The sequence below is a fragment of the Pseudomonas sp. OV226 genome (genome assembly GCF_003148705.1).
In the GTDB taxonomy this organism is placed as follows: Bacteria; Pseudomonadota; Gammaproteobacteria; order Pseudomonadales; family Pseudomonadaceae; genus Aquipseudomonas.
This window is the reverse complement of the sequence record NZ_QGGS01000001.1, coordinates 266,448-291,786: the sequence shown is the minus strand read 5'-3', so window position 1 is coordinate 291,786 and position 25,339 is coordinate 266,448. Positions and strand designations below refer to the sequence as shown.

Sequence of the window (25,339 nt, the reverse complement as noted above, 5' to 3'; positions counted from 1 at the left end):
ACCGCGTCGCCCGCATCGCGAGCAAGCTCGGCTCCTACAGGTTGTACGGCGTTAGACCTGTGGGAGCCGGGCTTGCCCGCGATGAGGCCCGCCCCAGACACCACACTTTCTGGATATAAAACCCATGAACACCACCGAAAGCCTCAAGGATTACCAACGGGTCCGTCTGCTGGCGATCCGTTCGCTGTTCGAGATCATCGAGCAGTCCAGTGAAGGCACGGTGATTGTCGACCGCGATGCGAACATCGTGTGGATGAACGAGCGTTACGCCCGGCGTTTCGGTCTGGAATCGGCGCAAGGCGCCATCGGCAAGGCCTGCGAAAGCGTGATCCCCGGCAGTCTTTTGCGTGAAGTGGTGCGCACCGGGCGCCCGATTTTGTTGGACATGCAGGACACGCCGAAAGAGCCGCTGGTGGTCATGCGCCTGCCGATCCATGACGATGCCGGTGTGGTGATCGGCGCGATCGGTTTTGCCCTGTTCGACGAATTGCGCAGCCTGTCGCCGATGCTCAAGCGCTACATGAGCATGCAGGAAGAACTGGCGTCCACCCGCTCGCTGCTGCGGGCGCGGCAAACCAAATACAATTTCGCCCACTTCATCGGCACCAGCGCCGCCAGCCTGGAAGTCAAACGCCGGGCCCGGCGCAGCGCCAGTGCCGACTCGCCGGTGTTGCTGCTCGGAGAAACCGGCACCGGCAAGGAACTGCTGGCGCAGGCGATCCATGGTGCTTCGCCGCGTGCACATAAAGCCTTCGTCAGCATCAACAGCGCGGCGATTCCCGAATCGTTGCTGGAAGCGGAATTCTTCGGCACCGCCCCCGGCGCCTTCACCGGTGCCGACCGCAAGGGCCGCGCCGGAAAATTGCAGATCGCCCAGGGCGGCACCTTGTTTCTCGATGAAATCGGCGACATGCCGCTGCCGCTGCAAAGCAAATTGCTACGGGTTTTGCAGGAAAAGGAATTCGAGCCGGTCGGTTCCAACGAAGTGATCCAGAGTGATGTGCGGGTGATTGCCGCGACCTCCACGGACCTTGAGGCCGCGATCAAACGCGGCGAGTTTCGCGCGGATTTGTACTACCGCCTCAACGTGCTGCCCATCCACGTGCCGCCGCTGCGTGAACGCCTCGATGACCTGCCGGCACTCAGCGAAGCGATTCTTGAGGAACTGCGCAGTCAGCACGAACTGAACCGCGAGGCGCTGGAGGTGTTGGGCCAGCACGCATGGCCGGGGAACATTCGAGAACTGCGCAACGTCCTGGAGCGGGCGGCGTTGCTCAGTGATGATCTGCTGCTGGATGCCGACGAGATTCGTGCGGCGATTGGCACCTTCACGCCGGTGGAGCGAGTGGCACCGCTGATGATTGAGCCGGTTGCGCACGAGACGTTTAGCCAGGCTCGGGAGCGGTTTGACCGGCAGTTGATTGAGTCCGCACTCGCGCAATGCGGGGGCAAGGTGATTGAAACTGCGGCGCGGCTGGGGTTGGGTCGGTCGACGTTGTACAAGAAGATGGTGGCGCTCGGGATTGACGAGTCTCTATAAAGAGACACGAATCTCAATTATTAGACAGACCTTCGCGGGCAAGCCCGCTCCCACAGGGTCAGCTATTTTTCAGGAGAACGCCGTCAAACTGTGGGAGCGGGCTTGCCCGCGGTGAGGCCATCACTGCCAAACAAGTCTCAATGTAGAGACAAGCCCTCCAGATACCCGCACCATTTCCGGCACACCCCCTTGTATTTCAAGGCCTCTAGCCTCTGGCACGAATCTCGCTATAGGCCTTTTCCACAACAGATCTACCCTACAAAAATAACAATCCAGGAGACACACCATGAGTGTGATCATTGCCTTGGCAGCGCTCGCGCTGTTGATGCTGGCTGCTTACCGTGGCTATAGCGTTATCCTTTTTGCTCCGATTGCCGCCCTCGGCGCCGTCCTGCTCACTGACCCTTCCGCCGTCGCCCCAGCCTTTACCGGGGTGTTCATGGAGAAAATGGTCGGCTTCATCAAACTGTATTTCCCGGTGTTCCTGCTCGGCGCGGTGTTCGGCAAACTGATCGAGTTGTCCGGCTTCTCGCGCTCCATCGTCGCCGCTGCTATTCGCCTGCTCGGCACGCGCCAGGCGATGTTGGTGATTGTGCTGGTCTGCGCTCTGCTGACATACGGTGGCGTGTCGCTGTTTGTGGTGGTCTTCGCGGTGTATCCGTTTGCCGCCGAAATGTTCCGCCAGAGCAACATCCCCAAGCGTTTGATCCCGGCAACCATCGCCCTCGGCGCGTTCTCGTTCACCATGGACGCCCTGCCCGGCACCCCGCAAATACAGAACATCATCCCCAGCACCTTCTTCAACACGACCGCGTGGGCGGCGCCGTGGTTGGGTGTGATCGGCGCGATCTTCGTGTTCTGCGCGGGCATGCTGTTTCTTCAGCGCCAGCGCAACAAGGCTCAGCTTGCCGGTGAAGGTTATGGCACCGAACTGCGCAACGAGCCGGAAACTGCTGCCGACATCAAGCTGCCCAACCCGTGGATCGCCCTGTCGCCGCTACTGGCCGTCGGCATCATGAACCTGCTGTTTACCCAGTGGATTCCGCAGTGGTACGGCAAGACCCACAGCCTCGCGCTGCCGGGTATGGCGGCGCCGGTGACCACCGATATCGCCAAGCTCACCGCGATTTGGGCGGTTCAGGCAGCCTTGCTGGTCGGCATCATCATGGTGCTGGTGTTCGGCTTCCAGGCGATTCGCGGCAAGTTGGCTGAAGGCAGCCGAAGTGCAGTCAGCGGTTCGTTGCTCGCGGCGATGAACACCGCTTCGGAATACGGCTTCGGCGCGGTGATCGCCTCGTTGCCAGGCTTCCTGGTGCTGGCCGACTGGCTCAAGAGCATCCCCAACCCGCTGGTCAATGAAGCGATTACCGTGACCTTGCTGGCCGGCATCACCGGTTCTGCGTCGGGCGGCATGAGCATTGCGCTGGCGGCCATGGCCAATGACTTCATCGCCGCTGCCCATGCAGCCAACATTCCGCTGGAAGTGCTGCACCGTGTGGCCGCGATGGCCAGTGGCGGCATGGACACCTTGCCGCACAACGGCGCCGTGATCACGTTGCTGGCGGTCACCGGCCTGACGCACCGCGAGGCCTACAAAGACATTTTCTGTATTACGCTGATCAAGACCCTGGCGGTCTTCGTGGTCATCGGCACTTTCTACGCCACTGGCATTGTGTGAGGTATTCATGACGACTCTTACAGGCAAAACCGCGCTGGTCACCGGTTCTACCAGCGGCATCGGCCTGGGCATCGCGCTCAGCCTGGCCAAGGCTGGCGCGAACGTGGTGCTCAATGGTTTCGGCGACGCCTCCAAGGTGATTGCCGAAGTCCAGCAGTTCGGCGGCAAGGTCGGTCATCATCCGGCCGACGTCAGCGACCCGGCGCAGATTGCCGACATGGTCGCTTATGCCGACCGTGAGTTCGGTGGCATCGACATTCTGGTCAACAACGCTGGCATCCAGCATGTGGCGCCGGTGGAAGAGTTTCCGGTGGAACGCTGGGATTCGATTATCGCGATCAACCTGTCGTCGGTGTTTCACAGCACCCGCCTGTGCCTGCCGCGCATGCGGGCCAAGAATTGGGGGCGGATCATCAACATCGCCTCGGTGCATGGCCAGGTCGGGTCGACGGGCAAGGCTGCGTACGTCGCCGCCAAGCATGGAGTGATCGGCTTGACCAAAGTGGTCGGCCTGGAAACCGCGACGACCCACGTCACCTGTAACGCGATTTGCCCGGGATGGGTGCTGACGCCGCTGGTGCAGAAGCAGATTGATGACCGCGCCGCGACCGGAATTGATCCGCAACAGGCGCAGCATGATTTACTGGCCGAGAAGCAGCCGTCGCTGGAGTTCGTGACGCCGCCGCAACTGGGTGAACTGGTGCTGTTTTTGTGCAGCGAAGCCGGCAGCCAGGTACGTGGCGCGGCGTGGAATATTGATGGCGGGTGGTTGGCGCAGTAACCCACCCTGATCGTTCCCACGCTCTGCGTGGGAATGCAGCCCGGGACGCTCTGCGTCCCAAGTGCCGAACGCGGAGCGTCCGTTGAGGCATTCCCACGCGGAGCGTGGGAACGAGAGAAGAAGAGGCAAATCATGTCCGACATCCTCTGGCAACCCAGCGCCGAGCGAATCGCCAAGACGCGCATGGACGCCTTTCGGCGTTCCATCAGTCAGCGACACCACATCCATATCGATGACTACCCCGCCCTGCACCAATGGTCCATCGATCATCGCGAAGACTTCTGGCAAGCCATCGTCGACTTCTTCGACGTCCGTTTTCACGATCAGCCGGATGCGGTGCTCGTCGAGGGCGCGCAAATGCCCAGCGCCCAGTGGTTCCCCGGCGCCACTCTGAATTTTGCCGAACACCTGCTGCGCCGTCGCGACGATGCCATCGCGGTGATTGCCATTGGCGAGAATGGCCAGCGCGAACACCTGACATGGGCGGAACTGGCCGAGCACGTTGCCGGGTTCCAACACAGCCTGATCGCTGCGGGTGTCGGCCTCGGTGATCGCGTAACGGCGTGCATGCCCAACACCTGGCAAACGCTGGTGGCCATGCTCGGCACCACGAGCCTGGGGGCGATCTGGTCCTGTTCGTCGCCGGATTTTGGCACCCAGGGCGTGATCGACCGTTTCGGCCAGATCGAACCGAAAGTACTGGTCACCTGCGCCGGTTACCACTATGCCGGCAAGGACATCGACCAGACCGGCAAAATCAATGAAATCCTGGAACGCCTGCCGTCGTTGCAGCAGTTGATCGTGGTGCCTTTTGCAAAGCCGCAGGCACACATCGTGGACTTCCACACCCCGGCCAATGTCACGCTCTGGGAGGATTTCTACGACGTCGGCGGTGAACCGGATTTCGTCCCCGTACCCTTCGCTCATCCGCTGTACATCCTCTATTCCAGCGGCACCACTGGCGTGCCGAAATGCATCGTCCACAGCACCGGTGGCGTACTGCTGCAACACGTCAAGGAACACGGCTTGCATTGTGATCTGGGCGCCGGCGACCGCCTGTTCTACTACACAACTTGCGGCTGGATGATGTGGAATTGGCTGGTCTCGGCGCTGGCGGTGGGTAGCGCCGTTGTCCTGTACGACGGCTCACCCTTCCATCCGGACCCGCAACGCTTGATCGACCTGATCGACGACGAGTGCATCAGCGTCTTCGGCACCAGCCCCAAGTACCTCGCGACCCTGGAAAGCAACGGCGTCAAACCGCGCGAAAGTCACGACCTGAGCAGCCTGAAAACCCTGCTCTGCACCGGCTCCGCGCTGTCACCGCAGAGTTACGATTACGTCTATCGCGACTTCAAGACTGACCTGTGCCTGGCCTCGATGTCCGGAGGTACCGACATCGTTTCGTGCTTCGTGAACAGCAATCCGTTTCAACCGGTATGCCGTGGCGAGATTCAGGGCAAAAGCCTGGGCATGGCGGTCGAAGTCTGGAACGACGACGGCAAGCCTGTGATTGGCGAAAAAGGTGAATTGGTGTGCACCCGGCACTTTCCGGCGATGCCCATCGGTTTCTGGAATGACCCGCAGCAGGAGAAGCTTCACACCTCGTATTTCAGCCAGTTCCCGGGTGTCTGGGCCCAAGGCGATTACGCCGAACAACTGCCGCACGGCGCGATGATGATCCATGGCCGTTCGGACGCGGTGCTTAACCCTGGCGGCGTGCGCATCGGTACGGCGGAGATTTACCGCCAGGTGGAAAAAGTCCCGCAAGTGCTGGACAGCGTGGCCATTGGTCAACAATGGCAGGGTGACGTGCGGGTGGTGCTGTTTGTGCGCGTGCGTGAGGGCGTTGAACTCGATGAAGCGCTGCAACAGCAGATTCGTCAGGTCATTCGAGACAACACCACGCCGCGGCATGTGCCGGCGAAGATCGTCGCGGTGACCGATATTCCACGAACCATCAGCGGCAAGGTCGTCGAGTTGGCGGTACGCAATGTGGTGCATGGGCAAAAGGTCAAAAACACCGATGCACTGGCCAATCCCGAGGCGCTGGAACAGTTCCGAAACCGCCCCGAACTGCAGGATTGAAAATGTTTCCCTGTGGGTCAGCGTCATTACAGTTGGCCCGCGGGGCTGACAGCGCATCGATTTCCATGGCAAAAAGCGCCCGCAAAGCATTCAATGCAAAAATAATGACCCCAAACGGGCCATCCAGCGTCTACCCCTCTACGAGAAAAGTAGACGCCGCCACACCGGCTTAAACGCAGGACGACTTGATGAACGCATTCCCCATCGGCAGCGATGCCCAGGCCTTGATTGCCAGGCTGGACTGGACACGCACCCCATTGGGCGCGGCCGGCACCTGGCCACAGAGCCTGCGCACCGCCGTGGATATCGTGATCCACTCACCGATGCCAATGCTGTTGCTGTGGGGTCCGCAACTGACACAGATTTACAACGATGGCTTCGCCCTCCTCGCCGGCAGCAAGCATCCACACGCTTTCGGACAGCCGACGCATCAAATCTGGCCAGATCTCCAGGACTTTACCGACCCGATTTACAGCGCTGTCCTACAGGGCCAGGTACGCACCTACAGCGAACAGCGCTTTACCTTGCAGCGTGACGGTGCGGATTCCGACTTCTGGCTGGATTTGACCTACAGCCCGATCCGCGATGAAAGCGCCGAGGTCGCCGGAATCCTGGTCACCGCCATTGAAACCAACGAACGCCGCCGTATCGCGCTGGAGCTTGAACAGCGCTCGGCCGCGAGCCTCAAGGCCCAGCGCGAAACCGAGCAACGCCTGCAACTGGCTTTGGCCGCCACCGACGCGGTCGGCACCTGGGATTGGGACATCGGCGAAGACCGTTTCCTCGCCGATGCCCATTTCGCCCAACTGCACGGCGTCAACCCGGAACTGGCCGGGCAGTTACCCATCAGCGAGTACTTGCACGGCGTGCACCCCGAAGACCGGGCGATGATCGCGCGCAGCATCAAGCACTGCATCACCCATGGCACCGAGTACGCCGAGGAGTATCGCCTGCTGCAACCCGACGGCCAGTTGCGCTGGGTGTTTGCCCGGGGTCGTTGCTATAAGGATCACCATGGCCGGCCGATGCGTTTTCTCGGGGCGGCGCTGGACCTTACCGAGCGCAAACACACCGAACAGGCGCTGCGCCAAAGCCAGACCGAGCTGCAACTGATCATCAATGCCATGCCGATCCTGATCAGCTACGTCGACAGTGAAGAGCGTTTTCGCCTGAACAATTCCGCCTACCTGGACTGGTACGGCCTGACGCCCCAAGAGCTCTTTGGCAAAACCATTCGTGAAGTGCTGGGTGACGAGGCCTATGCGTTGCGCGCCGAATACATCGGCGAAGCCCTGAAGGGCAAGCCCTGCAGTTTCAGTATCAGCACGCCACACCGTGACGGCAGCCTGCGCCAGGCGCTGATGAATTACCTGCCGCGCCACGGTGCGGACGGCGCGGTGAATGGTTTCTACATTTTTGTAATCGACGAAACCGAGCGCAAGCAGACCGAGGAAGCCTTGCGCAACCTCAACGAAACCCTGGAAGAGCGCGTCGCCGCCCGCACACAGCAGTTGGCCGAAGCCAACCAGCGTCTGCAGAACGAGATGGTCGAACGCGAGCGTGCCGAGGACGCCTTGCGTCATGCACAGAAAATGGAGGCCGTCGGCCAACTCACCGGCGGTATCGCCCATGACTTCAACAACATGCTCACCGGGATCATCGGCAGTCTCGACCTGATGCAGCGCTACATCGCCGACGGGCGTACTGCCGAGATTGGCCGTTTTACCGAAGCCGCCGTGTCCTCGGCCAACCGCGCCGCCGCGCTGACCCATCGCCTGCTGGCGTTCTCCCGTCGCCAGTCACTGGATCGCAAGCCGCTCAATGCCAACGAGCTGGTGCGTTCGCTGGAGGATTTGCTCAGCCGGACCAAGGGCGACCACATCGAGCTCAAACTGCAACTGGCCGATGAAGTCTGGTCGATCAGCACCGACGTCAGCCAACTGGAAAATGCCCTGCTCAACCTGGTGATCAACGCCCGCGATGCGATGCCCGGTGGCGGCGAACTGCTGATCGAAACGGCGAATGTTTACCTCGACGGCAGCGACATCACCACGGTGGAACCGGTCAAGGCCGGGGACTACGTGATGATCGCCGTCAGCGACAACGGCACCGGCATGACGCCGTCGGTATTGGCCAAGGCGTTCGACCCGTTCTTCACCACCAAGCCCATCGGCCAGGGCACCGGCCTGGGGTTGTCGATGATTTACGGCTTCGCCCAGCAATCGGGCGGGCATGTCAGCCTGTTCAGCTTGCCGGGCCAGGGCACCAGCGTGCGCCTGTATTTGCCACGCCTGCACGCCATGGAACCGCAGGACGTGCTGACGCCGGTGACGGGCGAGGCACCCGCAGCGATTGCCGGGGAAACCGTGGTGTTGGTGGAAGATGATCCGGCGGTGCGCATGCTGGTGCTCGACCTGCTCAAAGAGCTGGGTTACCACGCTTACGAAGCCGAAGATGCGACAACGGCCCTGCCCTTGCTGGAGTCTGATTTGCGGGTCGACCTGCTGGTGACCGATGTCGGGCTGCCGGGCATGAACGGGCGGCAACTGGCAGAAATCGCCCGCCAGCATCGCCCGGGACTGAAAGTGCTGTTCATGACCGGTTACGCGGAAACAGCCGCCGAACGCCAGGGGTTCCTCGAAGAAGGCATGGACATGGTCGCCAAGCCTTTTTCCATTGATCTGCTGGCCAACAAGATTCGCACGATGATCGGCCAACCGGACTGAGTTAAGGCATAATCGCGCGCCCCGCTGGTACCAACATAGCCACCACCGTTGCAAGGTATGCCCCAATGAAAGCTCAAGCCCGCCATATTCTGGTGAAAACCTCGGAAGAAGCCGAGCAGCTCAAACAACGCATCGCCAAGGGCGAAGCCTTCGATGTGCTGGCCAAAAAGTACTCCACCTGCCCGTCCGGCAAGCGCGGCGGCGACCTGGGTGAAGTTCGGCCGGGGCAGATGGTCGGGGTCATTGATGCGGTGATTTTCAAGAAACCGCTGCGGGTGGTGCATGGGCCAATCAAGAGCAAGTTCGGGTATCACCTGGTGCAGGTGTTTTACCGGGATTGATCGGTTGGCTGTTGGGCCCCATCGCGGGCAAGCCCGCTCCCACAGGTTTTGTGAACACCGAAGATCCACTGTCGGAGCGAGCCTGCTCGCGAACCGATGGCGCAGCCAGTGGCCATCCACCGCTATCTTGGGATCAACGCCCCCGGCACCTGAATCACCCGGCTCGCCAATCGATGCCCCGCCTCCGCCGCCTCGGCCGGGCTCCCGCCCTTGAGTCGGCTGGCCAGATACGCCGCACTGAACGAATCCCCCGCCGCCGTGGTGTCTACAACGCGCTCGACCTTCTGCGCCGGCACCTCGAACATCTCGCCGTCGCAACGAATCAAACAGGCCTCGGCGCCACGCTTGAGCACCACTTCCGGCGTACCGATCTGCTCGTAAGCCTCGAACACCGCCTCGCCGCTGGAGAAATGAAACAGCGCCTGCTCGTCCTCAAGGGTCAGCAACGCCAGGTCCACATACGGCAAAACACTGCGATACGCCGCGCGAGCTTCTTCGACTGAAGTCCACAGCCGTGGCCGATAATTGTTGTCGAAGACGATCCGCGCATCTCGCTGACGGGCCTCAATCAACGTTTCCAGCAACTTTTCCCGACCTTGCACACCGAGCACCGCCAAGGTAATGCCGCTGAAATACAGCACATCGTAATCCGGCAGCGCCGCCAGGATCGGCGCGGCCGCTGGCGTGGTGAAGCAATCGCGCACGGCGGCTTCGTTGCGCCAGTAGAGGAAACGGCGCTCACCGGCGGCATCGGTCTGGATGCAATACAAACCGGGCAAGCGACCGGGCAAACGCTGGACCATGCCCAAGCCGATGTCTTCGCTGGCCCAGTGCTGGCACATCGCATCGCTGAAACTGTCGTCGCCCAGGGCCGTGACGTAGTCGACGATACCGCGCTCGCCCAGTTCACGGGCCAGGTAGACGGCGGTGTTCAGGGTATCGCCGCCGAAGCTTTGTTGGAGGCTGCCGTCGGCGCGATGTTGCAGCTCGATCATGCATTCGCCGATCAGGGCGATGCGTGGGGCATCTGGCCCCAGGGTGTTGATGGTGTGCATTGTGTGGGGTCTCTGGTGTTTCTTTGTTGTCTGGGCGGGCCTCATCGCGAGCAAGCTCCGCTCCTACAGGGATCGTCTAACCCCTGTAGGAGCCGGGCTTGCCCGCGATTGCCGCACCTCGGTATCAAGCCTTAGAAACAGGTTTCCATGGTTTCGATGACATTCAGCTGTTCATCCACCAGACACCCGGTACGCCACTTGTCGAACGTCAGGCACGGGTGCGAGGTGCCGAACGAAATGATGTCGCCCACCCGCAATTCAACCCCCGGCGCGACGGTCATGAACGCGTGTTGATCCATCACCGCTGTCACCTTGCAGGTGCTGACGTCATCGCCGTTGGCCGGGATCACCCCGGCCTTGTAACGCAGCAGCGGCACCGGCAAACCGGCGTCATAGGCCACATCGCGCTTGCCCAGGGCAATCACCGCAAAACCCGGTTCCGGCATCGACTGCACGTGCGCCCAGACTTCCAGTGCCGGGCGCAGGCCTTCGTGCAGGTCGCTGCGACGGTCGAGCACGCAGCACTGCGCTTCTTTGTAGATGCCATGATCGTGCGCCACGTAGCTGCCGGGACGCAGCACGCTGAGGAAACGGCCGCCGGCGTTTTGCGCTTCGAACTCCTCGGCAATCAAGTCATACCAAGCCGATCCCGAAGCGGTGATGATCGGCTTGGTAATCGCAAATGCGCCACTGTCCTGCAACTGCACGGCCAAGCGCACCAATGACCCGGCGAAATCACGAATGCCGGTGACCGCATGATCACCATGGATCACGCCTTCGTAGCCTTCGATACCGGTCAGTGCCAACGCCGGTTGTGCGTTGATCGCTTTGGCCAGTGCGAGAACTTCGTCTTCCGTGCGGCAACCGCAACGACCACCCACCACGCCGTATTCGATCATCACGTTCAGGCGCACACCGCGCGAGGCGAAGAACGCCCCGAGGTCGGCGACGTTGTCCGGGTGATCGACCATGCAATGGAAATCAAAGGTCGGGTCTGCCAGCAAATCGGCGATCAGCGCCATGTTCGGCGTGCCCACCAATTGGTTGGCCATCAGCACCCGGCGCACACCATGGGCATAAGCCGCACGGGTTTGCGTAGCGCTGGCCAGGGTGATGCCCCACGCGCCGGCGTCCAGTTGGCGGCGAAACAGCGCCGGGGTCATGCTGGTTTTGCCGTGAGGCGCGAGTTCGGCACCGCTGTTGCTGACAAACGTCTGCATCCACCGAATGTTGTGCTCCAGCGCTTCGCGGTGCAGCACCAGCGCCGGCAGGCTGACGTCGCGTACCAGATTGGCGCCGGCCTGGGCAAAGCCCTTTTCCACGGCGGCAGTATTTTGGGCAGTAGACATGGTCGAACTCCTCACATTCGCGGCCGCAGGCAGCCGCTGTTATTCGTTGATACGCCGGGCCAGGCTGTTGGCGCTGTCGATCAGCACCTGGCGATAAGCGTCGTAATTGTTCTTGGCATCGTCCCGTGGAGCGACGATGCACAAGGTCGCGATGGCAACGCCGGTCGGGTCTTTGACCGGAGCGGCGAAGCAGTGGGTAAAGGTGTCGGCGACACTATCGAAAGAGAAGAAGCCCTCGATACCGGCCTGACGGATCTCCTGGAGAAACTGCTCCAGCGCCAGACGCTCGCCGTTGGGCAGGATGAAGTCGTCGTGGTCGATCAAGTCGACGATTTCCTGGTCACTCAAGTGCGTCAGCAGAAGGCGCCCGGACGCCGTCCACGGAATCGGCGCGTTCTCGCCGATGTCCGAAGAAATGCGGAAATGCCGCTCGCCTTCCTTCATCAGCGCCACCGTGTATTTGCGCCCGTTGAGCAGGCACATCTGGGCGGTTTCATGGGTCTGGCTGACGATCTCCTGCAAGGCATGATCAGCCTCGCGGGTCAGGTCGAAATGACGCAAATGCGCCTGTCCCAGGAAGTACAGCTGACGGCCGAGGTAAACGTGACCGTCCTTGCCCACGGCCTCCAGAACCCGACGTTCCAGCAGCGAGGCCACCAGTTCGTAGACCGTGGATTTCGGACTGCCGATGCCGCTGGCGATTTCGTTCGGGCGCAGGGGTTTGCCGATTTCCTTGAGGAAGTCGAGGATATCGAACGCCCGGTCCAGCCCGCGTGCCCGGCGCTTGATGGTGTCTTCGGTCATGTCAGTGGTTCCCATTCAAATTCGCCGGGGAGTTTACCCAGAGTCCCGCGGTTACCGTTAGGCCGCCATCGCTGGCAAGCCAGCTCCCACAGGGATTGTGTGAACACTGGAGATCCAATGTGGGAGCGTGGCTTGCCCGCGATGAAGTCACCTCGGTTCAGGCCTTTTTCTTGTACGCGATGCAGTCGATCTCAACCTTGCAGTCGACCATCATGTTCGCCTGCACACACGCGCGCGCCGGGGCGTGCTCGGGGCTGAAGTACTCGGAAAACACTTTGTTGAAGCTCCAGAAATCCCGTGGGTCTTCCAGCCATACGCCCGTGCGCACCACGTCTTCCAGGCCATAACCGGCCTCTTCGAGAATCGCGATCAGGTTTTTCATGGTCTGGTGAGTCTGCTCGACAATGCCACCCACAATGATTTCGCCATCCAGCGCCGGCACCTGGCCAGACACATGCAGCCAGCCATCGGCTTCAACGGCGCGTGCAAAAGGACGGGGCTGGCCGCCACCGGCGGTGCTGCCGGTGCCGTAACGAGTAATGCTCATGAGTGTTTCTCCTGATTGAGAAGTGAAAATGCTTCTGAAAAAAATCAGAAACGCGTGTTCTTGAGAAATTCCGCCAGACGCGGCGATTGCGGGCGTTCGAACAGCTCCTTGGGTGGCCCCTGCTCTTCAATGCGCCCCTGATTCATGAAAACGATCTTGTCCGAAACTTCGAATGCAAAACGCATTTCGTGGGTGACCAGCAACATGGTCATGCCTTCGTCGGCCAGGCCCTTGATCACGTTCAGCACCTCGCCGACCAGCTCAGGGTCGAGCGCCGAGGTGACTTCATCAAACAGCATCAGGCTCGGGTTCATCGCAATCGCCCGGGCAATCGCCACGCGCTGTTGCTGACCGCCGGACAACTGACCGGGATAGTGATCACGGCGCTCCAGCAAACCGACGCGCTCCAGCCATTTTTCCGCCAGCGCGACCGCTTCGTCCTTGTGCAGCTTCTTGACCTTGAGCAAACCCAGCGTGACGTTCTGCAACGCCGTAAGGTGCGGGAACAGGTTGAACTGCTGGAACGCCATGCCGGTCATTGCACGATGACGGGCGATGACTTTTTCCGCATGGCGCACACGCTTGCCGTTGACCTCGTCATAACCGATGGACTCGCCATCGAGCATGATCTGCCCACCCTGAAACTCTTCGAGCATGTTCACGCAACGCAACAGTGTGGTTTTGCCCGAGCCGCTGGAGCCGATCAGTGTGACGACGTTGCCGCGCTGCATGCTCAGGTCTACGCCCTTGAGCACTTCGAGCTTGCCGTACTGTTTGTGCAGCCCGCGAATGTCCAGCAGGGCCTGGCCGTTTTGTATGTTGGAAGTTTGAGTCATGGCAAGGCCACCCGCTTTTCAATGTGCCGGCCGAGTAATTCGATGCCGTAGTTGATGACGAAAAACAGAAATCCGGCGAACAGGTAAAACTCCAGGGTCATGAAGGTCCGGGCGATGATCTGCTGCGTGCTGAGCAGCAACTCGGCCACACCGATCACCGACAACAGGGTCGACGCCTTGACGATCTCGGTCGATGAGTTGACCCAGGTCGGCAGGATTTGCCGCAGCGCCTGAGGCAACAGCACATACCCGAGGGCCTGATAAAACGTCAGGCCGATGGCTTTGCTCGCTTCCATCTGCCCGCTGGGTAATGCCTGCAACGCACCGCGCACGATTTCGGCGACGTGGGAGCCGCAAAACAGCGTCAGACCCAAGGCACCGGCCTGAAACGCGCTGATCTGCCAACCCAGTGCCGGCGCCATATAGAAGCAGGCCAGCACCAACACAAATACCGGCGTCCCGCGAATCAGGTCGACATAAAAACGAAACGGCGCGCGCATCCAGAACTTGCCGTAGGTCAGCACCAGGCCGGCGACAATGCCGACCATCGTGCCCAGCAAAATGGCCAGTGCCGACACCTGCACGCTGGTCAAAAAGCCTTGCCACAACACTTCGCGGGCCACCCATAACTCATTCAACCAACTGGGGGATTCGTACATGGGGCCTCCTATCGGCGGATCGCCAGACGCTGTTCGAGGTAACGCAGCATCATGGCAATGAGGTAGCAGGCCGCAACATAGAGCGCCGTGGTCACCAGCCAGGTTTCAATCACCCGGTAGCTCTCGACATTGATCTTGCGCGCGTAATAGGTCAGCTCCGGCACGGCAATCGCCGCGGCCAGAGAGGTGTCCTTGAACAGCGAGATGAAGTTGTTCGACAAGGCCGGCAGCACATTGCGCAACATCACCGGTACGGTGACGTACGCCTTGACCTGCCACTCGCCCAGGCCAATGGCCAACCCGGCCTCGCGTAGCCCCTTGGGAATACTCAGCAAGCCACCCCGGAACACTTCGGTCAGATACGCCCCGGCATACAGCGACAACGTGATGATGAACGACGGGATCTTGTCCAGGCGAATGCCCAGGCTCGGCAAGGCAAAGTAGATCAACAGAATCAATACCAGAATCGGCGTATTGCGGATCACCGTCACATACACCGACGCCAGCACCCGCAATGCGCGGTGCTTCGAAAGCAAAGCAAACGCCATCATCAGGCCGATCACACAGCCGATGGCGATCGACACCAGTGCCAGTTCGAGGCCCAGACCGAGCCCCGCCAGCAAGGTGTCGAAATCGCGCCACACGGCGGCAAAATTCAACTGATAGTTCATGGTCAGCAGTACCTTGAGCGGGGCGCGTTACAGGCGCCCCGCTCTCACGGGATCATTTGAATTCGACAGGGAAACCGATGGCCGGCGACGGCAGCTCGACACCAAACCACTGTTTGAACGACGCCGCGTAGGTCGGGAACTCCACGCCGGTCATGGCTTCATGCAAGGTGGTGTTGACGAAGTTCAGCCAGTCCTGATCGCCACGTTTGACTGCGCAGGCGTAGGTTTGCGGGCTCCAGGCGTAAGTCGGGCTGCGATAGCGGCCAGGGTTCTGCACCATCAGGTATTTGACCGACGACTGATCGGTGGCGGCGGCATCGGCACGGCCGGAGTTCACGGCCTGGTACATCAAATCCACACTGTCGTACTGATCGACCTTGGCCTTGGGCAGTGCCTGGTGCACCAACTCCTCGGCGTACACGTTCTGCAACACCGCCACGGTCACGCTGTCGCCAGCGGCCTTGAGGTCTTCGATTTCCTTGTACTTGCTGTTCGCCGGCAACAGCAGGCCGACGCCTTCGCGGTAGTACGGCAAGGTGAACGCCACCTGCTGCGCACGGCTGGCGGTCACGGTAATGAACTGGCAACTGATGTCGACCTTGTCGGTCAGCAGATTGGGAATCCGCGCATCGGAAGACTGCACCACGAACTCGACCTTGGTCGGGTCGTTGAACAACCCCTTGGCAATCATCCGCCCGATATCGATATCGAACCCCTGCAACTTGCCATCCGCTCCCTGGAAGTGCCACGGCGCATTGGTGCTGCCCGTGCCCACAATCAATTTCCCGCGGGCCAGCACGCTATCGAGCTTGCTGTCTGCTGCCTGGGCCATGCCCATGACAGAGGCAGACGCGGCGAAAAGGAAAACACACGCTTTAAACAAGGAAGGTCGGCGATGCATGGCAAGCACTCCAGGGTGATGTTTATTCCGCTATACCGGACATGAGTATGTAACAGCGGAATAGACAGCAGAAAGTGTGCCACAGGTTGTGGAGGGAATGTTGGGGAGATTGAAAAGTGTTTTGAATCAAATGGATGTGCGAAAGCACGGCAAGAGTGTTACGGAACGCACGATCAAGGGAGCGCTACCGTTGGCCACAGTTGGCGGGTATCTGGTTCACATCTGGGATGTCGGTGAGCCAAAACGGTGCTGACTAATAATGCATTCTTTCTTGGAGGAATCGAGAAGGGCAAAGTATTGCGTGCCCTACACTCCACATTTTCTTCCACGATCAATCAGGGCATCTGGCATCTACGAGTACAGAGTCTCCGTCGGCGCACATCCCTTTCGGAATAAGCCTTCAGACTGCTCCCGTCAGCGATCGCCTGCATTTTTGTAAACATCGCCCCGTTCTCGTTTCCCCACGGCGATGACAGTCACTATCAACACCTCGTCCTTCACTCGATAAACCATCCTGTATCCAGCACCACGTAGCTTGATCTTGTAAGCATTTCCAAGCCCGCTTAGCCGGTCTGCGGGAACATGCGGATTAAGCAGTCGCTCCTGAAGCTTCCTTTTGAACTGCTCCCTTAGGTTGCCCCCCAGCTTTTGCCATTCTTTCCACGCTTTTTCAGAGAATTCCAGCTCATAGGTCATCAATTGAAACCTTTATGGTGGGATCGTTCTCTCGTTCTTTGCAAAGAGCGATTAACTCCAAATCTTCCAAACGACTCATCATCGCTTCGTACTCCTTGGCGGGAACGCAATAGAAAGCCGGCTCATTACGGTTGAGGATCGCAACAGATAAACCACCACCGGCAGCAACCGTACCCATCGGGTTTTTTTTCAGCTCGGAGATGCTCGCCACGACTTGCGAAAGCACGATATGTGTCATGAATTTGTTCCTATGAGTGCTTTTAGAGACGCTAAAAATAGCACTCTAAAGCGCATCTGAGCTCCATCCTTTTGAGAGAAATTTCACGCCCCCAAGGCAAGGGTGTCTCATTACAGATCCTGAACAGTGCTTGTTCTCGATTGCACAAAAAGTATCACGTCATACGCATCTGGATTTCTGAGATCTCCGTCGGGAGAATCGTGTAATACCGTGCGCAACTTCCGAGACAACGTAAGAAGTTTCCCACCTGTAATTTCTGACAGTAGACCCACCCCACTTCCCTCCTTTACCGTCGACAAACCCTCGATGGTCGTTGTGAAAAGGAGATTTCAATGAGCTCGACAACCCACCTGACATCGCTGGCCCCGGTGTATCGCAAGGCACTGAAAACCTGGCGTCCTGTGATCCTGTATTTCGGTAACGAACACTGCCCGGCCTGTGAATGGGCGGAACCGATCTTTCGCCAGGTTGCCGAGCGCTATCGCCATCACGCGAATATCTACGTGTTGAACACCAGCGAATCACCTCGGCATCCGAACGTTACGGGTACGCCGACGGTGCTGTTTTTCAAGGACGGGAGATTGAGGAAGAAACTCAAGGGCATTGGCTCTCAGGAGACCCTGGAGCAGGATTTCGCCCACCACGTCGGCAGGCTCAGGCCGCGATATGTGCGCCAGGCGCCGAGTCACGATCTGGCATGGTTGCGCCAGACGTTGCGCAGATTGTGTACCGTGCCTCGGGCCTTTGAGCGGTTGAATCGTCGAGCCGGGTGTTAAGGCTTGGCAATAGTGGTGTTTGACAGGACGCTATCGCGTGCAAGCTTGCTCGCGAAATTGTCGTGCTCAGGAATGTTTGACCTGCTCGATGTACCTCACCACCGCCGCCGATTTCTCGAAGCGACGATAAATCAGCGACAGCCAGGACGTCGCTTCACAGCCGCTTATCTTGCGATACAGGACGCCGGGCAAACCGACGTGGCCGACCACCGATTCCGGCACGACTGCCACGCCCTGCCCCAACGACACCAAGGCAATCACGGCCACCAACCCGCCCGGTTGCGCCCCCAGGGTCGGCGAAAAGCCGCCTTGGGCGGCCACTTGCAAGGTGCCGGTGATTTGTTCCGGCAGGATGAACGTCTCGTTTTGTAAATGTTGCGGGCCGATGTCCGGCAAACGGCACAGCCAGGACTCGGCCGAGACCGCGAGCACAAAACCTTCTGCGTTGAGGCGGATCTCGTCCAGCCCCTCTGGCAGCGTCATGGGCGAACGGACGTAACCCATGTCAAATCGACCATCGAGCACCATGGCCGGCAACGTGGCCATGGGGCTTTCCCGTACATTCAGACTCACGTCGGGGCATTCGCGGCTGAAGGCTTGCACCTGTTTTTGCAGCACGCCGCCGAACACCGCCGAGGCCACGTAACCCAGTTCGATATGACCAATATCGCCACGCCCCGCCCGCTGTGCGTTGCGCTGTGCACATTCGAATTGGCGCACGGTGGCTTCGGCCTCGATCACCAGCGCCGCGCCCGCCTCGGTCAGCTTCACGTCACGCTGCTGGCGCAAGAACAACCGAGCCCCCAGTTCGCTTTCCATGTCCTGGATCTGTCGGCTCAAGGTCGGCGGCGCGATGCCCAAATGTTCGGCGGCGCGGGTGAAATTGCGCTGCCGGGCAACGGCCAGAAAATAGCGAAAATGGCGAATTTCCATTAGTGCGTTAGCCCAAAGGTAATGAATTGACGGTCCATGCCTAACAAAGCAAGCCCCTGCTGGCGATAAGCTGCATGGCCCCTCACAGTAAAGAGCTCCGGTCATGCCCGTCAAACCCAAGGTCAGCCCGCGACTGACGTTACTCACAGCCTCAGGTGTCTGCTCGCTGATCGTGCTGGACACCAACATCGTCGCGGTCACGTTGCCGACCATCGCACGGGACCTGGGCGCAAACTTTGCCGACATCGAATGGGTCGTCAGCGCCTACATGCTGGCGTTCGCCGCCCTGCTACTGCCGGCGGGCAGCATTGCCGACCGCTTTGGCCGGCAGAAAACCCTGCTCTGGGGCCTGGGCATTTTCATTCTTGCGTCCCTCGGGTGCGGTGCGGCGCCCAACGCGTTGTTCCTCGATATTGCGCGGGCGATCAAAGGCGTCGGCGCGGCACTGTTGTTGACCTCGGCACTGGCCTCCATTGGCCACACCTTTCACGATGAAGTCGAGCGGGCCAAAGCCTGGGCGTTCTGGGGGGCGTGCATGGGGGTGGCGATGACCGCGGCGCCGACGGTCGGCGGGCTGATCACCGAATACATCGGCTGGCGCTGGATTTTTTACCTCAACCTGCCCATTGGCGTGTTCTTGATGGTCATGGTCTGGCGCACCGTGCCGGAATCCAGAGACACCCAATCCGCACGCCTCGATCCCTGGGGCAGCCTGGCATTCAGTGCGAGTTTGTTGTGCCTGATCTGGGGGTTGATCGAGGCTAACCGGATTGGCTGGAACAACCCGACCACTTACGTCCGGCTCATCGGCGGCGCGTTATTGTTGGGGCTGTTCGTGGCGATTGAGCGGATGCAACAGCGTCCGATGGTAGACCTGCAATTGTTCAAGCATCCGCGTTTTATCGGCGCACTGCTCGGCATGTTTGCCTACGCCGGTTGCGCTCAAGTGATGATGACCTTGCTGCCGTTTTACCTGCAAAACGGTTTAGGCTTTTCGGCGATTGCGTCGGGGCTGGGGATGCTGCCGTTTGCGTTGACCATGCTGATCTGCCCACGCATCGGAGCGCGACTGGCCGGCCGTTATTCGCCTGCCACCTTGATGGCGGCCGGGTTGACGCTCGTCGGCAGCGGCAACTTGCTCAGTGCCTGGGCGGTCAGCAGTGGCGGCTATCTGCCCTTTGCCCTGGCGATTGCCGTGACCGGCGCGGGTGCCGGGCTGCTCAATGGCGACACGCAAAAGAACATCATGGCGTGCGTACCCCGCGAGCGCACTGGCATGGCGTCGGGCATGAGCACCACCATGCGTTTCAGCGCCATCGTGCTGGCCATCGGTGTCTACGGCGCGCTGCTCTCCAGTCATACCGAACTGTTGTTGCGCGACAGCCTTTCCACTCAAGGCGTGGTGTGGCTCAGCCAGGCACAAGGCATTGCTTCGCGGGTAGTTGCCGGTGACATGGCGGCGGCCATGAACCTGCTACCGCAAACTGCACGCTCAGTGGTCGAGCCATTGGCGCGTCAGGCCTTTGTCGGCGGCTTCAGCCTGTTGCTCTGCGTCGCCGGGTTGGTGGCGTTGCTGTGTGCCTTGGTGGTGGGCACGCTGATGCGCAATCCGATTCCGGTGCAAAAAAACTTCTCCCTGAGCCTGGAATAAACCCGTACGGGGTTCGTCGTACTGCCACTGAAATTGATCAGTAGCCACTACGAGAGCCCCATCATGAAAAGCCTTCTGTCCGCGCTGTGTCTGATTGCCCTGAGCGGCACTGCCGCCGCTGCTTCTGCCGACAACGCCAGCCCCTCGAACGTCGAGGACTACAGCTATTCGAAATCGCTGAACATTGCCAGGGTCATCAACATCACCAACGGCGATTATTGCGGCATCGGCCCACGGGAGATGACCTATGTCGACACCACGGGCGCCACTCATGTCCTGCGCTACCAGGCTTACGGTGATTCATGCATCGATCAGAACTGATGCTTGAGCGACGCCAGCACCCTCTCGGCATTCGCATCACAGGCTATCCCTTCGGGTCGCACTTCGATGCTTTCGATCACCCCCAGCAACTTCGCCTTGCTCTGGGCCAGGTGAAGTTGCATTTCTTCGATCTGCTCGACTTTTCGCACAAGCCCCGCCACCAGTTCATCGCGCTTGAACTCGCCCGTTACGGTGTCAGGTAATAACTGCTTCAGCTCTTCGAGGCTGAACCCCGCCTGTTGGGCACACTGAATAATCATCAGTGTTTGCAGAGCCTGCTCTGAGTATCGCCGGTAGCCATTGGCCGAGCGCGCCACCTGACTGATCAACCCTTGAGCTTCGTAAAACCGGATTCGCGAAGCGTTCAAGCCGCTTAACTGCGCCAATTCACCAATTTTCATCACGGCCTCATTTGCCTGCTTGACATTAAAGTTAACTTTAAGCTTAGCCTCTACGCTTCACTGATGAGGAGTCAAGCATGTCGCCCTTCCAAGCGTTAAATCTGCCCAACGGCCAGACCGTCGGTAATCGTATCGCCAAAGCCGCGATGGAAGAAAACCTCGCCGATACCGACCAAGCGCCGTCACGCGCCTTGTTTCAGCTGTATCAGGCCTGGGCCGAGGGCGAAGCCGGCCTGTTGCTGACTGGCAATGTCATGATCGATCGCCGCGCCATGACCGGCCCCGGTGGCGTGGTGCTGGAAGACGAACGGCATATCGAACAGTTCCGTCAGTGGGCAACCATTGGCCGGGCCGGTGGTGCGCATTTCTGGGTGCAATTGAACCATCCCGGCCGCCAGACCATGGCCAACCTCGGCCAACAAGCCTTGGCGCCGTCGGCGGTGGCGCTGGACCTGGGGGGCTTTTCGAAGATGTTTGCCGAGCCCAAACCCATGTCCGAGGCCAATATCAGCGAGGTGATCACCCGCTTCGCCACCAGCGCAGCTCTCGCCGAAAAGGCCGGGTTCACTGGCGTGCAGATCCATGCGGCGCACGGTTACCTGCTCAGCCAGTTCCTCTCGCCGCTGACCAATCAGCGGACCGACCGTTGGGGCGGATCACTGGAAAATCGCGCGCGTTTGCTGCTGGACGTGGTCCGCGCCGTTCGCGAGGCGGTATCGCCGCAGTTTTGTGTGGCAGTGAAACTCAATTCCGCCGACTTCCAGCGTGGCGGTTTTGATGCCGACGATGCCCGTCAGGTGATCCGGTGGCTCAATGAGCAACGCATCGACCTGCTGGAACTCTCCGGCGGCAGCTACGAAGCCCCCGCGATGCAAGGTGAAGCCCGCGACGGCCGGACCTTGGCGCGCGAAGCCTACTTTCTGGAAATGGCCGGTGAACTGGCCAGTGTGGCGAACATGCCGGTGATGGTAACCGGCGGCATCCGGCGTCTGGCTATCGTGGAGCAGGTGCTCGACAGCGGCATCGCCATGGCCGGCATTGGCACGGCGATGGCCGTCGAACCGCAATTGGTCAAACAGTGGCGCCAAGGTCAGAACAGTCACCCGCAGTTGCCGCCGATCCGCTGGAAACGCAAACCATTGGCCGCGCTGGCGAACATGGCGGTGGTGAAGTTTCAGCTCAAGCGACTCAGCCGCGGGCGTAAGCCTCAGCCGCAGGTATCGGCGCTGTGGGCATTGATTCTTGACCAGTTGTACATCAGCCGACGGACTCGCCAGTATCGTCAGGCGATGAGTAAGTAACCTGAGCTAGACACGATGATGGCATATTAGTATCGCCTCTCTGCCCGCCCGGGACGATACTTTGCACTCCCAATATCGCAATCCGGAAGACGAGGCGCATCATTTGCCATGGAAGCCGAGTGTTCACAATGCTAACTGTAATAAACGTAGGTCAAGGCGACGCCTTTATTCTGAATCCAGGACAAGGTTGTGATTTAAGCGATCCACCGCTTCTAATAGACACAGGTCCCGCCAAGGCGAATATTGAAAACATACTGAGCCCAGGTATTTATCGGTTACTAATCACCCACTCACACGAAGATCATATCGGTGGGGTTCCGCGACTATTAAAGTCAAAAAAAATAGAAATTTTCCACACTTATATCCCCTACTATCTTCCTGAAATAACAAAAATATACGGCTATCTAAAAAAACACACCACTGAAAAACTTAAACAGCCGAACTGGAAGTTGATCAGCACCTTGCACCCGCAGTTGGTCGCACAGGGAGATACTTTGTGCACCCACGCAACCATATTGAACCCCCCTCGCCACCCCGAAAAAATTTTCGACGACTTCCCAACCTCCGAAACGTCCATCGAACAAGCGCTGACTATACTTTCGGAATATGGAATAGAGCTTCCGAGAGAAGAAATAATTAACTATGTCTCACCACTGGTTTTGCAACGCCACATCGAAAGCCAATTGGAGTATGGGTTCTTTGCGCGAAAATTCGTGCATTTATTTTTCATCACGCTCAGTGAGTCACTCGCCGGCGCCTCAAAAAACAATATAGATTACTACGTCTCCCGGCACGTAAAGTTGAACTCCAACCGAGCCAGCATTGTATTCAAACACCAGCACGACAGCGGCGACTGGTTATTTACAGGTGATGCAGACAACTCGGTATTTGAACGGCTGATCGAAGAAAAAACCGACATATCTGCGAGATTTCTAAAAGTCCCACATCATGGCAGTAGAGAAAATATTTCCAACAACGCAATGCTCGCCATTAAACCTGATCATGCAATTATCAGCCATAACAACCGAAAATTCGGCACTTCGAATGCCCCACACCCACACAACGAAGTAATCGATTTGCTCGATCGACACCGAGTTAATTGCTACTACACTAACGAAGTAGTAAAAAAATCCGTAACCATCAAAACCCAAGCTACCGGTTCCATTTTGGATGGGCTGATTAACTTTATTTAGATCTGCGAGTCCCCACACCACTGATCGCCCATCAGTGGTGTCGCCCCGAACATTTACCCTCAGAAAACAATGGGGGATTCCGGGATATCGATATGCAAATAAGTGGCACACAAGTCACTTGCCAACCGTTTAGCCCGGTTTAGTCGAATCGCTCCTCTTTCGATATCCACCAGCAAAATGGGACAATCCAGAGCAGGCAGAACTGACCACTCTTTCAATCGTCCATCGGTCAGCAGCAACACTCGCTGCTGCTCCGCTGGGAAGCGTTTTTTCCGTGCCACCAGCCAACGCCCTGCCTCTTCCAGCGCCGCCAACACTGGCGTGCCGCCGCTTGCACCCAGCCCGTCAAGCCAGGTACGCAAACCGCTGGAGGCTTTCAAGCCTTGCACCTGCCATTTCGGCACATTGCCGCTGGCCGTCAGCAACGCCAGTCGCGCACGTTGGCGATAGGCATCGTCGAACAATTGCGCCAGCAAACCCTTGGCATCGCTTAATGCTTGATGACGCCGCGTCGAGGCCGACGCATCGACGATCACCAGCCACAATTCATGGGCGCTTCGCGTGCGCAGATGGAACAGTACATCGCTGCATTGACGTGGCCGGCCGTTGAGCAAGGTTCCGGGCCAATTGATCGAGCCGCTGCGTGCGGCGTGACGCTTGCCTTGCTTGCCGTTGTCCAGCCGTCCTGCGCGGGGTCTGGCATTCGCCCCCGCATCAGATCGAGGGCGAATGCCTAAGGCTTTTTTGGCCAGCTCGGCACTTCACGGCGGGCGCCGACCGGCGACGCCTGGGCCGGCATGTCTCCCCATTGGCCCTGGCCTTCGCTCGGGTTGGGAGGTTGCGCAGACGGTGACTGACTGGATTGCGGTGCCGGCGGTGTTTGCTCGCGGCGACGATGACGCAAGGCGAAGTCGGCGACGGCGTCGATATCGTCCTCGGTGATCGCGTTCGCCCCTTGCCATGCGGCATGGGCGCGGGCGGCGCGCAGCCAGACCAGGTCGGCGCGCAAGCCATCGACCCCGGCGGCAAAGCAGCGCTCCGTAATCAGTGCGAGCGCTTGATCGTCGAGGGGGATGCTCGCCAACAGACTACGGGCCTTCTCGCAGCGTTCGCGCAGCGCCTGCTGTTGATGTTCCCACTGCGCGCAGAACTGTTGCGGATCGCTGTCGAAATCCAGTCGTCGACGGATGATCTGACCACGCTCGGTCGGTGCGGTATGGCCGCTGAGCGCAACGTTAAGGCCAAAGCGATCGAGCAGTTGTGGACGCAACTCGCCCTCTTCCGGGTTCATGGTGCCGATCAGTACGAATTTCGCCGAATGCCGATGGGAAATGCCGTCGCGTTCGATCAGGTTGGTGCCGCTGGCGGCGACGTCAAGCAACAGGTCCACGAGGTGATCAGGCAGCAGATTGACCTCATCGACATAGAGCACGCCGCCGTCAGCCTTGGCCAGTACGCCGGGGGAAAATTGCGCACGGCCATCGCTCAGCGCCGCATCCAGGTCGAGGGTGCCGACCAGTCGTTCCTCGGTTGCACCCAGCGGCAGCGTGACGAATTGACCGCTGGCGAGCAGATCTGCCAGACCACGGGCCAGGGTCGATTTGGCCATGCCGCGAGGGCCTTCGATGAGTACGCCACCGATTTTCGGGTCGATGGCGGTCAGGTACAGGGCGAGCTTCAAGTCGTCGGCGCCGACCACGGCGGATAACGGGAAATGCGGGGTGTCGGTCATGTCGGGTCTCGTGTGTGGTCGGTGATGTGATCGTTCCCACGCTCCGCGTGGGAATGCAGCATGGGACGCTCTGCGTCCCCAGAGCCGAACGCGGAGCGTCCGTTGAGGCATTCCCACGCAG

The 25,339-nt window shown here is 59.5% G+C and carries 25 protein-coding genes; 11 read left to right on the top strand and 14 right to left on the bottom strand.

Features of this window, described 5'->3' with window-relative positions; all coding sequences use genetic code 11:
* Positions 1–124: 124 nt before the first annotated feature.
* The 6 genes from C7534_RS01545 to C7534_RS01520 all read left to right on the top strand — a co-directional run bounded on the left by C7534_RS01545 (position 125) and on the right by C7534_RS01520 (position 9,154).
* Positions 125–1,540, top strand: a complete 1,416-nt coding sequence (locus C7534_RS01545) for a sigma-54 interaction domain-containing protein (protein ID WP_109784719.1) — start codon at positions 125–127, stop codon at positions 1,538–1,540.
* 286 nt (positions 1,541–1,826) lie between these two features.
* Entirely contained in the window at positions 1,827–3,218 is a 1,392-nt protein-coding gene (locus C7534_RS01540) for a GntP family permease (RefSeq protein WP_046027428.1), read from the top strand.
* 7 nt (positions 3,219–3,225) lie between these two features.
* Positions 3,226–3,999 (top strand): 3-hydroxybutyrate dehydrogenase, encoded by a 774-nt coding sequence (hbdH, locus tag C7534_RS01535; protein WP_077430237.1) that lies wholly within the window; start codon positions 3,226–3,228, stop codon positions 3,997–3,999.
* A 132-nt stretch (positions 4,000–4,131) separates the two neighbouring features.
* Positions 4,132–6,087, top strand: coding sequence for an acetoacetate--CoA ligase (locus tag C7534_RS01530; protein WP_109784718.1), 1,956 nt, complete (start codon positions 4,132–4,134; stop codon positions 6,085–6,087).
* A 188-nt stretch (positions 6,088–6,275) separates the two neighbouring features.
* Positions 6,276–8,813 carry a PAS domain-containing hybrid sensor histidine kinase/response regulator gene (locus C7534_RS01525; protein ID WP_046027431.1) on the top strand — a complete coding sequence of 846 codons (2,538 nt, stop codon included), beginning with the start codon at positions 6,276–6,278 and terminating at the stop codon, positions 8,811–8,813.
* Between the two features lie 65 nt (positions 8,814–8,878).
* Positions 8,879–9,154 carry a peptidylprolyl isomerase gene (locus C7534_RS01520; protein ID WP_007898282.1) on the top strand — a complete coding sequence of 92 codons (276 nt, stop codon included), beginning with the start codon at positions 8,879–8,881 and terminating at the stop codon, positions 9,152–9,154.
* Between the two features lie 122 nt (positions 9,155–9,276).
* On the opposite strand, the gene C7534_RS01515 is transcribed toward C7534_RS01520, so the two are convergent.
* From C7534_RS01515 to C7534_RS01465, 10 genes are all read right to left on the bottom strand, one after another.
* Positions 9,277–10,209 (bottom strand): sugar kinase, encoded by a 933-nt coding sequence (locus C7534_RS01515; RefSeq protein ID WP_077430240.1) that lies wholly within the window; start codon positions 10,207–10,209, stop codon positions 9,277–9,279.
* A gap of 131 nt (positions 10,210–10,340) precedes the next feature.
* Positions 10,341–11,558: an amino acid deaminase gene (locus C7534_RS01510; RefSeq protein ID WP_109784717.1), complete on the bottom strand. Its 1,218-nt coding sequence runs from the start codon at positions 11,556–11,558 to the stop codon at positions 10,341–10,343.
* Between the two features lie 39 nt (positions 11,559–11,597).
* The gene (locus C7534_RS01505; protein ID WP_077430241.1) at positions 11,598–12,362 is read right to left on the bottom strand and encodes an IclR family transcriptional regulator; all 765 of its coding nucleotides are present in this window, start codon (positions 12,360–12,362) and stop codon (positions 11,598–11,600) included.
* A gap of 157 nt (positions 12,363–12,519) precedes the next feature.
* The gene (locus C7534_RS01500; RefSeq protein ID WP_046027435.1) at positions 12,520–12,909 is read right to left on the bottom strand and encodes a RidA family protein; all 390 of its coding nucleotides are present in this window, start codon (positions 12,907–12,909) and stop codon (positions 12,520–12,522) included.
* A 44-nt stretch (positions 12,910–12,953) separates the two neighbouring features.
* Positions 12,954–13,745, bottom strand: a complete 792-nt coding sequence (locus C7534_RS01495) for an amino acid ABC transporter ATP-binding protein (protein ID WP_109784716.1) — start codon at positions 13,743–13,745, stop codon at positions 12,954–12,956.
* Positions 13,742–14,404 (bottom strand): amino acid ABC transporter permease, encoded by a 663-nt coding sequence (locus C7534_RS01490; protein WP_109784715.1) that lies wholly within the window; start codon positions 14,402–14,404, stop codon positions 13,742–13,744. Before C7534_RS01490 ends, C7534_RS01495 begins: the two co-directional genes overlap by 4 nt.
* Before the next feature lie 8 nt (positions 14,405–14,412).
* Complete coding sequence (locus C7534_RS01485; protein WP_109784714.1) at positions 14,413–15,075, bottom strand: amino acid ABC transporter permease; 663 nt, start codon at positions 15,073–15,075, stop codon at positions 14,413–14,415.
* 52 nt (positions 15,076–15,127) lie between these two features.
* A complete protein-coding gene (locus C7534_RS01480) occupies positions 15,128–15,976 on the bottom strand; it encodes a transporter substrate-binding domain-containing protein (protein WP_077430243.1) in 849 nt (282 codons plus the stop codon).
* A gap of 414 nt (positions 15,977–16,390) precedes the next feature.
* Positions 16,391–16,672 (bottom strand): type II toxin-antitoxin system RelE family toxin, encoded by a 282-nt coding sequence (locus C7534_RS01470; protein WP_077430244.1) that lies wholly within the window; start codon positions 16,670–16,672, stop codon positions 16,391–16,393.
* On the bottom strand, positions 16,662–16,910 hold the full coding sequence (locus tag C7534_RS01465) for a type II toxin-antitoxin system Phd/YefM family antitoxin (protein WP_046027440.1): 249 nt from the start codon (positions 16,908–16,910) through the stop codon (positions 16,662–16,664). The genes C7534_RS01470 and C7534_RS01465 overlap by 11 nt, the downstream gene beginning before the upstream one ends.
* A gap of 332 nt (positions 16,911–17,242) precedes the next feature.
* On the opposite strand from C7534_RS01465, the gene C7534_RS01460 reads away from it, so the two are divergent.
* A complete protein-coding gene (locus C7534_RS01460; RefSeq protein WP_109784713.1) occupies positions 17,243–17,686 on the top strand; it encodes a thioredoxin family protein in 444 nt (147 codons plus the stop codon).
* A 66-nt stretch (positions 17,687–17,752) separates the two neighbouring features.
* Here the strand turns inward: C7534_RS01460 and C7534_RS01455 are convergent, their stop codons facing one another.
* Positions 17,753–18,619 carry a LysR family transcriptional regulator gene (locus tag C7534_RS01455; protein ID WP_109784712.1) on the bottom strand — a complete coding sequence of 289 codons (867 nt, stop codon included), beginning with the start codon at positions 18,617–18,619 and terminating at the stop codon, positions 17,753–17,755.
* 103 nt (positions 18,620–18,722) lie between these two features.
* On the opposite strand from C7534_RS01455, the gene C7534_RS01450 reads away from it, so the two are divergent.
* Positions 18,723–20,270 carry an MFS transporter gene (locus C7534_RS01450; protein WP_109784711.1) on the top strand — a complete coding sequence of 516 codons (1,548 nt, stop codon included), beginning with the start codon at positions 18,723–18,725 and terminating at the stop codon, positions 20,268–20,270.
* Positions 20,271–20,333: 63 nt separating this feature from the next.
* Positions 20,334–20,591 carry a DUF2790 domain-containing protein gene (locus tag C7534_RS01445; RefSeq protein ID WP_046027444.1) on the top strand — a complete coding sequence of 86 codons (258 nt, stop codon included), beginning with the start codon at positions 20,334–20,336 and terminating at the stop codon, positions 20,589–20,591.
* Here C7534_RS01445 and C7534_RS01440 read toward each other — a convergent pair.
* Positions 20,582–20,992 (bottom strand): MerR family transcriptional regulator, encoded by a 411-nt coding sequence (locus C7534_RS01440; RefSeq protein ID WP_046027445.1) that lies wholly within the window; start codon positions 20,990–20,992, stop codon positions 20,582–20,584. The genes C7534_RS01445 and C7534_RS01440 overlap by 10 nt on opposite strands.
* Before the next feature lie 77 nt (positions 20,993–21,069).
* Between C7534_RS01440 and C7534_RS01435 the strand changes: the two genes are divergently transcribed.
* Both C7534_RS01435 and C7534_RS01430 read left to right on the top strand, forming a co-directional pair.
* The gene (locus C7534_RS01435; RefSeq protein WP_046027446.1) at positions 21,070–22,293 is read left to right on the top strand and encodes an NADH:flavin oxidoreductase/NADH oxidase family protein; all 1,224 of its coding nucleotides are present in this window, start codon (positions 21,070–21,072) and stop codon (positions 22,291–22,293) included.
* A 128-nt stretch (positions 22,294–22,421) separates the two neighbouring features.
* Positions 22,422–23,486 carry a ComEC/Rec2 family competence protein gene (locus C7534_RS01430; RefSeq protein WP_109784710.1) on the top strand — a complete coding sequence of 355 codons (1,065 nt, stop codon included), beginning with the start codon at positions 22,422–22,424 and terminating at the stop codon, positions 23,484–23,486.
* Positions 23,487–23,545: 59 nt separating this feature from the next.
* Here C7534_RS01430 and C7534_RS01425 read toward each other — a convergent pair whose 3' ends face one another.
* The gene (locus C7534_RS01425) at positions 23,546–24,238 is read right to left on the bottom strand and encodes a vWA domain-containing protein (protein ID WP_223524853.1); all 693 of its coding nucleotides are present in this window, start codon (positions 24,236–24,238) and stop codon (positions 23,546–23,548) included.
* A complete protein-coding gene (locus tag C7534_RS01420; protein ID WP_109784709.1) occupies positions 24,220–25,218 on the bottom strand; it encodes an ATP-binding protein in 999 nt (332 codons plus the stop codon). The genes C7534_RS01425 and C7534_RS01420 overlap by 19 nt, the downstream gene beginning before the upstream one ends.
* Between the last annotated feature and the right edge of the window lie 121 nt (positions 25,219–25,339).